General features: G+C 65.7%; 9 protein-coding genes. 4 read left to right on the forward strand and 5 right to left on the reverse strand.

Going from position 1 to position 9,007, the window contains the following annotated elements:
* Positions 1 to 33: 33 nt before the first annotated feature.
* From ACOZK4_RS25205 to ACOZK4_RS25220, 4 genes are all read right to left on the reverse strand, one after another.
* Positions 34 to 1,551 (reverse strand): tripartite tricarboxylate transporter permease, encoded by a 1,518-nt coding sequence (locus ACOZK4_RS25205; RefSeq protein WP_421594418.1) that lies wholly within the window; start codon positions 1,549 to 1,551, stop codon positions 34 to 36.
* A gap of 14 nt (positions 1,552 to 1,565) precedes the next feature.
* Positions 1,566 to 2,060, reverse strand: coding sequence for a tripartite tricarboxylate transporter TctB family protein (locus ACOZK4_RS25210; protein WP_421594419.1), 495 nt, complete (start codon positions 2,058 to 2,060; stop codon positions 1,566 to 1,568).
* Positions 2,057 to 3,001, reverse strand: coding sequence for a Bug family tripartite tricarboxylate transporter substrate binding protein (locus tag ACOZK4_RS25215; RefSeq protein ID WP_421594420.1), 945 nt, complete (start codon positions 2,999 to 3,001; stop codon positions 2,057 to 2,059). The genes ACOZK4_RS25210 and ACOZK4_RS25215 overlap by 4 nt, the downstream gene beginning before the upstream one ends.
* Before the next feature lie 249 nt (positions 3,002 to 3,250).
* The gene (locus tag ACOZK4_RS25220) at positions 3,251 to 4,318 is read right to left on the reverse strand and encodes an ABC transporter substrate-binding protein (protein WP_421594421.1); all 1,068 of its coding nucleotides are present in this window, start codon (positions 4,316 to 4,318) and stop codon (positions 3,251 to 3,253) included.
* 78 nt (positions 4,319 to 4,396) lie between these two features.
* Between ACOZK4_RS25220 and ACOZK4_RS25225 the strand changes: the two genes are divergently transcribed.
* The gene (locus tag ACOZK4_RS25225) at positions 4,397 to 5,071 is read left to right on the forward strand and encodes a response regulator (protein WP_117371275.1); all 675 of its coding nucleotides are present in this window, start codon (positions 4,397 to 4,399) and stop codon (positions 5,069 to 5,071) included.
* Positions 5,068 to 6,459, forward strand: a complete 1,392-nt coding sequence (locus tag ACOZK4_RS25230; RefSeq protein ID WP_421594422.1) for a sensor histidine kinase — start codon at positions 5,068 to 5,070, stop codon at positions 6,457 to 6,459. The genes ACOZK4_RS25225 and ACOZK4_RS25230 overlap by 4 nt, the downstream gene beginning before the upstream one ends.
* Here the strand turns inward: ACOZK4_RS25230 and ACOZK4_RS25235 are convergent.
* The gene (locus ACOZK4_RS25235) at positions 6,456 to 7,097 is read right to left on the reverse strand and encodes a LysE family translocator (RefSeq protein ID WP_421594423.1); all 642 of its coding nucleotides are present in this window, start codon (positions 7,095 to 7,097) and stop codon (positions 6,456 to 6,458) included. The two genes, ACOZK4_RS25230 and ACOZK4_RS25235, sit on opposite strands and share 4 nt — an antisense overlap.
* Before the next feature lie 163 nt (positions 7,098 to 7,260).
* On the opposite strand from ACOZK4_RS25235, the gene ACOZK4_RS25240 reads away from it, so the two are divergent.
* Both ACOZK4_RS25240 and ACOZK4_RS25245 read left to right on the forward strand, forming a co-directional pair.
* Positions 7,261 to 7,746: a MarR family winged helix-turn-helix transcriptional regulator gene (locus ACOZK4_RS25240; RefSeq protein ID WP_421594424.1), complete on the forward strand. Its 486-nt coding sequence runs from the start codon at positions 7,261 to 7,263 to the stop codon at positions 7,744 to 7,746.
* Positions 7,743 to 8,963 (forward strand): multidrug effflux MFS transporter, encoded by a 1,221-nt coding sequence (locus ACOZK4_RS25245; RefSeq protein ID WP_421594425.1) that lies wholly within the window; start codon positions 7,743 to 7,745, stop codon positions 8,961 to 8,963. Before ACOZK4_RS25240 ends, ACOZK4_RS25245 begins: the two co-directional genes overlap by 4 nt.
* Positions 8,964 to 9,007 lie beyond the last annotated feature (44 nt).

The raw sequence follows: 9,007 nt of genomic DNA on the forward strand, positions 1-9,007 counted from the left end.
GGCCTGCATTGTTTCAGCACCTCTGGGAAAGACTCAGTCCTCGTTGGCCGCAAGCTGCGAGAGAACTTCACCTCGGCCGCGGGCGCGCAGGATAAGCGGTACGGCGACGGCGAGGAAGGCGAGGCCGAAAAGCAGGACGGCGATCGGCGACATGAACAAGGCCGTCACGTCACCCTGGCTGATCGCCAGTGCCCGACGCAATTGCTGCTCGGCCATCGGCCCCAGGATGAGCCCGACGACGACAGGCGCGATCGGATAACCGAACAGCCGCATGGCGAAACCGAGCAGGCCGAAAGCCAAGAGCATGCCGAGTTCGAAGACCGACGGATTGGCGCCGATCGTGCCGAGCGTCGCGAAGACCAGGATACCGGCATAGAGCCAGGGCTTCGGGATGCTGAGCAGCTTTACCCACAGGCCGATCAGCGGCAGGTTCAGCACCAGCAGCATGAAATTGGCGATGAGCAGGCTGGCGATGAGGCCCCAGACGAGCTGCGGATTGGTCGCAAACAGTAGCGGCCCCGGCTGCAGGCCGTATTGCTGGAAGCCGGCGAGCATGATGGCGGCGGTCGCCGAGGTCGGAAGACCGAGCGTCAAGAGCGGAACCAGCGTGCCGGCGGCCGATGCGTTGTTGGCCGCCTCCGGACCCGCTACGCCTTCGATGGCGCCGTGGCCGAATTCTTCCGGATGTTTGCTCAGCTTCTTTTCCGTGGCGTAGGAGAGAAACGTGCCGATCTCCGCGCCGCCGGCCGGCATGGCGCCGATCGGGAAGCCGATGGCGGTGCCACGCAGCCAGGGTTTCCACGAGCGCGCCCAATCGGACGCATTCATCCAGACCGAGCCCTTCACGGCCTCGATCTTGTCCGGCTCGGAATCGCCCTTGGAGGCGATGTAGAGCGATTCACCGATGGCGAACATCGCAACCGCCAGCGTCGTCACTTCCACGCCGTCGAGAAGGTCGGGAATGCCGAAGGAGAGACGCGTCTGGCCGCTCAGCTGGTCGATGCCGATGATCGCCAGCGTCAGGCCGACGAACAGCGAGGTCAGGCCGCGCAACGTGGAATCGCCGAAAGCGGAGGAGACCGTCACGAAGGCGAGCACCATCAGCGCAAAATATTCGCGCGGCCCAAAAACCAGCGCGAGCTTGACGATGAACGGCGCGATGAAGGCGAGCGCCAGCGTGGCGATGAGGCCAGCGACGAAGGAGCCGATGGCAGCCGTCGCAAGCGCCGGTCCGCCGCGCCCCGCCCGCGCCATCTTGTTGCCCTCGAGCGCCGTGACGATCGAGGCGCTTTCACCGGGCGTGTTGAGCAGGATCGACGCCGTCGAGCCGCCATACATGCCGCCGTAGTAGATGCCGGCGAACATGATGAGGGAGCCGGCCGGGTCAAGCTTGTAGGTGACCGGCAACAGCAGCGCCACAGTGAGCGCCGGGCCGATGCCGGGCAGCACGCCGACGGCCGTGCCGAGCGTCACGCCGATCAGCGCATAGAGCAGGTTCATCGGCAGGGCTGCGACGGCGAGGCCTTGCAGGAAGAATTCGAATGTCGACATGGTCTGTCGCCCCTTCAGAAAAACAGGCGTTCGAGCGGCCCAGCAGGCAGGGATAGCTGCAGAAGCTTGGCGAAGATCACCCAGACGACGAAGGACAGCGCGATGCCGATGGGGATGGTCGCCCAGAGCTTGCGCCGGCCGAAACCGCAGGCGGTGAGCGCGAAGAGCAGGCCCGTCGCGATCGAGAAGCCGGCCGGCTTGAGGAGCAGCATCTGCGCGGCGAGGCCTGCGACGAGACACATGACCGGCATGCGGGCAACGGGCTCGCGCACCGGAAAATCGCCGCGCCAGGCTTCGAAAATGGTCCAGATGCCGAGAATCACAAGGCCGATCGCGATCCAGTGCGGCACCGTGGCGGGGCCGATCGGCGCGACATTGCTGACGGCGGTGATGCGGGCGACATCCCACCAGATCACGGCGGCGACGATGAGGAGCGCGGGTCCGATGACCAGCGCCGCCCGGTCAGGGCGGCGCTTTCCTCGCGATTGGGAGGACGGGACCTCGCTCATTTGACGAGCCCGATATCCTTGAGGATGCTTTCGGTAGCCGCGACATCCTTGTCGAGCTGCGACTTGAAGGCGTCACCGGCGAGATAGGTATCCTGCCAGCCCTTGGTCTTCAGTATGTCCTTCCAGGCGGCCGATTTGACCATCTTCTCGATGTCGCCGTTGATCGCGGTCACCTGCTCGGCCGAGAGGCCGGGAGCAGCCGCCACCATGCGCCAGTTCTGGACGACGACGTCGAGGCCGCCTTCCTTGATCGTCGGCGCATCGATGCCTTCGATGCGCGCATCGCTGGAAATGGCAATCAGGCGCAGCGTGCCGGCCTTCACCTGGCCTTCGAATTCGCCGTAGCCGGAAATGCCTGCAGTCACCTGGTTGCCGAGAATGGCGGCCAGCGCCTCGCCGCCGCCGGCATAGGCGATATAGTTGATCTTGGTCGGATCGACGCCGGCAGCCTTGGCGATCAGGCCGGCCGTGATGTGGTCCGTGCCGCCTGCCGAGCCGCCAGCCCAGGATACGGCGCCCGGGTCGGCCTTCAGGGCCTTGACCAGGTCTTCCATGTTCTGGATCGGCGAAGCGGCGGGAACGACGATCGCCTCATACTCGCCGGTGAGGCGGGCGATCGGCGTCACGTCCTTCAGCGAGACCGGCGACTGGTTGGTGAGGATCGCGCCGACCATGACGTAGCCGCCGACGATGAGGGCGTTCGGATTGCCGCTGTTCTGGCTGGCGAACTGGGCAAGGCCGATCGTGCCGCCGGCGCCCGGAACGTTCGTCACCTGCACGCTGCCGGCGATCTTCTCATCCTGCAAAACGGTCTGGATCGAGCGGGCCGTCTGGTCCCAGCCGCCGCCGGGGCCGGCCGGCGCGATGATCGTATAGTCTGCGGCAAAGGCCGGAAGCGCCATGGCGCCGGCGATAAGGGATGCCAGGAAGAAATGTTTCAAAGGTCTGTCCTCCGTCAGGCGCGGTTTTCGCGCACGTTTTCATGGCGGGGGATAGGCAGCCGCGGCGGCGCGAACGTTGCGGTTCGCGGTCGCAAAAACAGTCGGCTGAAGTCTCCTCCCGATCTCCCGTCCGCCTCCACGGACGATGAAGAGCCCTAAACCAGCACAAGAAGCTGACATCTAACTGACATGGAGCACGGCGGCGTGTTGTCGAGAGGCCGAACGGGTTATTAAAGCCGCAAATCCGGCCTATTGCTTGCGCAGAACCTCGTTCCAGCGCGCGATCAGCCGGGCGCGCTTGACCTGGTCGAGATAGACCATCAGGCCGGGGCTGACGGGCACGGGTTTCAGCTGCGCGCCGAGCAGCGCGCTCATGGTACGCGCCGTGTTGGAGCCGGAGACATCGGGGCTGACGGCGGCGATCTGTAATTCGCGCGACAGGATTTCCTGGCCTTCCTTCGACATGAAGAAGGCGAGATAGCGCCGGCCGAGTTCCGGCGAGGCCGCCGCCTGCGGCACAAGGCCGATGCGCGACATCACGACGGTATAGTCCTTCGGCAGCACGATGCCGACATTCGGATCGCGCGAAGCCCAGTCGGCGGCATAGGAGCCGAGGATGTTGTAGCCGAGCACGAAGCGGCCGTCGGCGACGCGTTCAAGGATCGCCGAACTCGTCGAGTAGAGCTTGACGCCGGCCGCACCCATCGCCTGGATCACCGTCCAGATATCGCCGAACTGTTCCTGGTCGCGTGCCATGAAGAGGAAGCCGACGCCCGAGCGCTCGATGTCATAGGTGCCGATACGGCCGAAAACCTTCTCGCCCTCGCTCTTGAGATAGTCGACGAACTCCGCCCGCGAGGCCGGCGGCTTTCTGCCCTTGAAGCTCGGCTTGTGATAGACGAAGACGGCGGGCTCGAAGGTCAGCGCATAGGCCGTGTTGCGCCAGTTGGCCCATTGCGGCCAGCGGTCGCTCATCGGCAGGTCGCTGCGCTGGGCATAACCGTCATTGCTGAGCTTGACCTGCAGATCCATCGCTGAGGAGAAGGCAAAATCCGCTGTCTTCTGGCCGGCATCGGTCTCGCGCACGATGCGGTCATGCACCTCGCCGGTCAGCATTTCCTCATAGCGCACGGCGACATCAGGATTGGCCGCCTGGAACCCACGGATCATCGGCCGCGCCAATGGCTCGTCGAGCGAGGAATAGACGACGAGCACGGGCGCCTGCGCATTGCCGTCGCGTGCCAGAAACAGGGTCGCATCGGCGAAAGCGGAGAGCGGCGCGGAAAGCAGCGCGAGAAGGGTGAGGACAAGACGCATGGCGCGACCTTGCCAAAGCGCAAGGCCGTTCACAAGCCCGCCCGCCACGGCTAAGGTCTGGCGGGGAGGACGACACGCTTGCGCATTCTACTGGTCGAGGACAACGAAGCCCTGGCGGATGGCCTTTTCGCGATCCTCAAGGGCACGGGCCATGCGGTGGACGTGGTGCGCGACGGCACCTCGGCGGATGCCGCCATCGCGTCGGAGAATTTCGACCTCGTCATCCTCGACCTGACCCTGCCCGAGATGGACGGGCTCGACGTGCTGCGCGCCATGCGCGCCCGCCAGAGCAAGGCCGCCGTGCTGATCCTGACGGCGCGCGGCGCGCCGGACGAGCGCGTGCGCGGCCTCGATCTCGGCGCGGACGACTATATGATCAAGCCTTTCGACATCTCGGAATTCGAAGCGCGCGTGCGCATGCTGCTGCGCCGGCAGGCCGGCCTGCGCTCATCGGCCATCACCTACGGCGCCATCGCGCTCGATCTCAACTCCCGCACCTTCTCCGCCGACGGCGCGCCGCTCGATATCCCGGCCCGCGAGGTCGGCCTCCTGGAAATCCTCTTCATGCGCGCGGGAAAAGTCGTCTCCAAGGAGGCGATCATGCAGTCGCTCGCCGCCTTCGACGACGACCTCTCCGCCAATGCCATCGAACAATATGTTAGCCGGCTCAGAAAACGCCTTGCGCCGCATGGCCTGACCGTGCGCACCGCCCGCGGCATCGGCTATTACCTCGACAAGGCGAGCGCGGCTTGACCCTCCTTCCCGCCTCCTCGCTGCGCCGCCGCCTGCTCGCCTGGCTGCTCGTCTCGACGGCCGTCATCGGCGTCGCCGCGCTCATCGATACCTGGCGCGAGGCGGTGAAGACCGCCAATGTCGTCTCCGACCGCGTACTGGCCGGCTCCGCGCTCGCCATCGCCGAGCGCGTCGTGGTGACGGAAAACGGTGCGCTGGAAGTGGACATTCCCTACGTCGCGCTGGAAATGCTGACCTCGGCGGCACAGGACCGCGTGTTCTACCGCGTCGATGGGCCGCCCGGCCAGTTCATCACCGGCTACCAGACCCTGCCGACCATCCTCGACATGCGGGGACAGTCCACCGCCTATCAGGATGCCACGTTCCGCGGCGAGCCGATCCGCATCGCCTTGCTGCAACGCTCCGCCTCGACCGGCATCAATTCCGTGCCCTTCGCCGTGACGGTGGCCGAGACCACCATCGCCCGCCGCCAACTCGCGCAGGCGATCCTGCTGCGCTCGGCGCTGCGCCTTGCCATGATGATCGCGGGTGCCGCCACCATCGTCTGGATCGCCGTCACGGTGTCGCTGCGCCCGCTCTACCGGCTGAGCGATGCGATTGCCGAGCGCAATCCGAACGACCTGCACCCGATCGAGCAGCGCGTACCGAGCGAGGTGCAGGGTCTCGTCGTGACCGTCAATTCCTTCATGGTGCGCCTGCAATCGGCGCTCGATGCGCTCCGGCACTTTTCCGGCAATGCCAGCCACCAACTCAGAACGCCGCTCGCCATCATCCGCACCCAGTTGGCACTCGCCAGCCGAGCCAATACGCTGGAGGAAGCGCAGGAGGCCGCCCGCAAGGGCGATGCCGCCGTGGCGCATGCCGAGCGCATCCTCGCCCAGCTCCTGCTGATGGCGAAGATCGATGCCGCCGGCTCCAACGAGCCGCAGAAGCCGGCCCCGATCGATATCGCGGCATTGGCCCAACAGCTGACGGCCGACCGCGTGCCATCGGCCGCCGAAGCCGGCATCGATCTCGGCTACGAGGGCGACGGCCCCGCCTTTGCCCACGCCGAACCGCTGCTCTTCGGCGAACTTCTACGCAACCTCGTGGAGAATGCGCTCGCCTATGCCGGCGACGGCGCAATGGTGACAGTCAGCGTGCGTCAGGCCGCCGATGCCGTGCTGCTGACCGTCGAGGACAACGGCCCCGGTATCGCGCCCGAGCGCCGCAACCTCGTGCGCCAGCGATTTTCACGCGGCGACCACCGAGATGCCCCCGGCATGGGTCTCGGCCTGCCGATCGTCGAGGAGATCGCAACGCTCTTCGAGGCGACCATGGCGCTGGAAAGCGGTGCGAATGAGCGTGGTCTTCGCGTAACGATCCACTTTCCCGCTGTCGTCGCCTAAGGCTTGCGCCAGCCCAACAGGCCCGGCGCGGCGTGCCAGACGGCCTGAACGGCAAAGCCCATGAAGAGCAGGCCGGACATGCGCACGATCGCCAACTCATGGCGGCGGTAGAAACGCCGCACCATTCCGGCGCCGATGATGCCGATCAGGATGATATCCGCCATCAGGAAGCCGAAGAAGGACACGCCAAGTAAGGCGGGCAGCGCATCGAAATCCAGCGCATTGGACGAGCCGGCGAGCAGCGCCGTGAAGGTCGCCAGCGCCACCGGATACCCCTTGGGATTGGTGAGACCGAAGACGAGGCCGCGGCGCAGCGGCTTTTCTACGGTCATCACGGCGGCTCCGTCCTGTCGAGGCTTGGCGCGCAGCGCCGACCAGCCGATCCAGGCGAGATAGAAGCCACACAACAGACCGAGCACGTCGAACACCATCGTGCCGATCGTTTTGGCGCCGACAATGGCGACGAGTGCCAGCGTCGACCACAGGAGATCGCCGGCGAGGTGGCCGCCCATGAAAAGCGCGCCAGCCTTGCGGCCCTGCCCCGCTCCGATGCCGAGAAGGGCGAGAAAGGCCGGGCCGGGGATAAGCACATAGAGCAGAGCAGCCATGAAGGCGCCGAATAGCATCGAGCTGGTCATGAGGAATCCCCTTGAATCTCAAGGTATTCCAGCCCGTAGCAGCGGTTTCGTCAAGGGCGCATTTGCCGTTTCGCAAAGCAGCCATGCGCTACCGCTCTAGCTTGACGGTTGTTCATTCCGGCCGCGCATAGTAAGTTAAACTTACATAACTCAGAAAGCGATCATGCCCTCAAGACCCGATCCCGACGCCCTCGGTTTCGTCCTCATCGACGTTGCCCGCATGCTCCGCAGTGCCTTCGAGCGCCGCATCGCAACCGCCGGTCTCGGCCTGACGCCGGGGGAGGCGCGCACCCTGGTGCGCATCGCCACATTGGAAGGCAGCCGCCAGCTCGACATCGCCCAGCGCATGGGCATCGAGCCGATGACGCTTTCGACCTATCTCGACCGCCTGCAGAGCCTCGGCTTCATCGAACGCCGCGCCGACCCGTCCGACCGTCGCGCCAAATTGATCTACACGACACCGACCGCCGGCGTGCTGATCGGAAATATTCGTGACGAACAGGTCGAACTGATGCAGCATGTAACGAGCGGCATCGGCGAGCAGGACCTCGAAGCCATGCGCGAAAAACTGAAGCGGCTGCGCGCCAACCTGTCGGCCCTCGAGGAAGACAGCGCTGCGCTAAGCCTCGTAAAGGAACTGGCGCAATGACACTGCCGCGCATGAGCGAACGGCGCACCAGCATCATCGCCGCCTTCCTCGTGGCGCTCGGCCCGGTCTCCATGGCGCTCTATACGCCGGCCATGCCGCAGCTGGTTCATGCTTTTTCCTCCACGGAATCGGCGATCAAGCTGACGCTGTCGCTCTATTTCGCCGGCTTCGCATTGGCGCAGCTGGTGTCCGGCACCACGTCCGATGTGCTCGGGCGGCGCAAGACGACGCTGATCTTCATGTCCGTCTATCTCGTCGGCAGCCTGATGGCCGCATTCGCGCCGACTGTCGGCGTGCTGCTCGCCGGCCGCCTCGTGCAGGGCATCGGCGCCTCCGTCGGCATGACCGTCTCGCGCGCCATCGTGCGCGACCAGTTCACCGGCACCAAGGCCGCCCGCATCATGAATATGGTGGGCATGATGCTCGCCATCGGCCCGGCCGTCTCGCCGACGCTCGGCGGCTTCGCGCTCGGCCTGTTCGGCTGGCAGTCGATCTTCTTCCTGATGGTCGGCTTTGCGCTCGCCGCCTGCGGCGCCGTCTATTTCTGCATGAGCGAGACCACGGTGCCTGACCCGGCCAAGGGCCATATCGGCCCGATCCTGCGCGGCTATGGCGAGCTTGCGACCAGCAGCCGCTTCGTCTCCGCCACGCTCGTCATGGCGGGCGCCGTCGGCGCGCTCTATGGCCAGGCGACCATGCTGCCCTTCGTGCTCATCGACCGCGTCGGCCTGACGCCAACCCAATTCGGCGTCGGCATGCTCATGCAATCCGGCTTCTTCTTCGCCGGCACGGTCGCCGTGCGCCTGCTGATGCGCACATTCGCGCCCGACCGGCTCGTTCCGGCCGGTCTCTCCTTCATCGGCGTCGCCAGCATCTTCATCGCACTCGCCTCGCATCTCCTGGAGACACCAACCTTCCTCAGCGTCATGGGCCCGGTCGGCCTCTATGCCTTCGGCATCGCCTTCGTCATGCCCTATATGATGACGGCCGCCATGGAGCCCTTCCCGCATATCGCAGGCTCCGCCTCGGCCGCCATGGGTTTCATCCAGATGGGCTCCGGCTTCCTCGCCGGCCTGATCGCCGCCGCCATCGGCATGCCGCTCTTCGCCTTTGGCACGATCATCCCGGCGATGGGCCTGATGGCGATTGTCTCCTATGCCTGGTATCGCGCGGTGTGCAGCCGCGAGGCACGGCTTGCGACGGAACCGGCGGAGTAGCTCGCCAACGCGATAACGAGGGCGAGACCCCGCCTCCTCCCCGC

It is taken from the genome of Shinella sp. M27 (assembly GCF_049199905.1).
Lineage (GTDB): Bacteria > Pseudomonadota > Alphaproteobacteria > Rhizobiales > Rhizobiaceae > Shinella.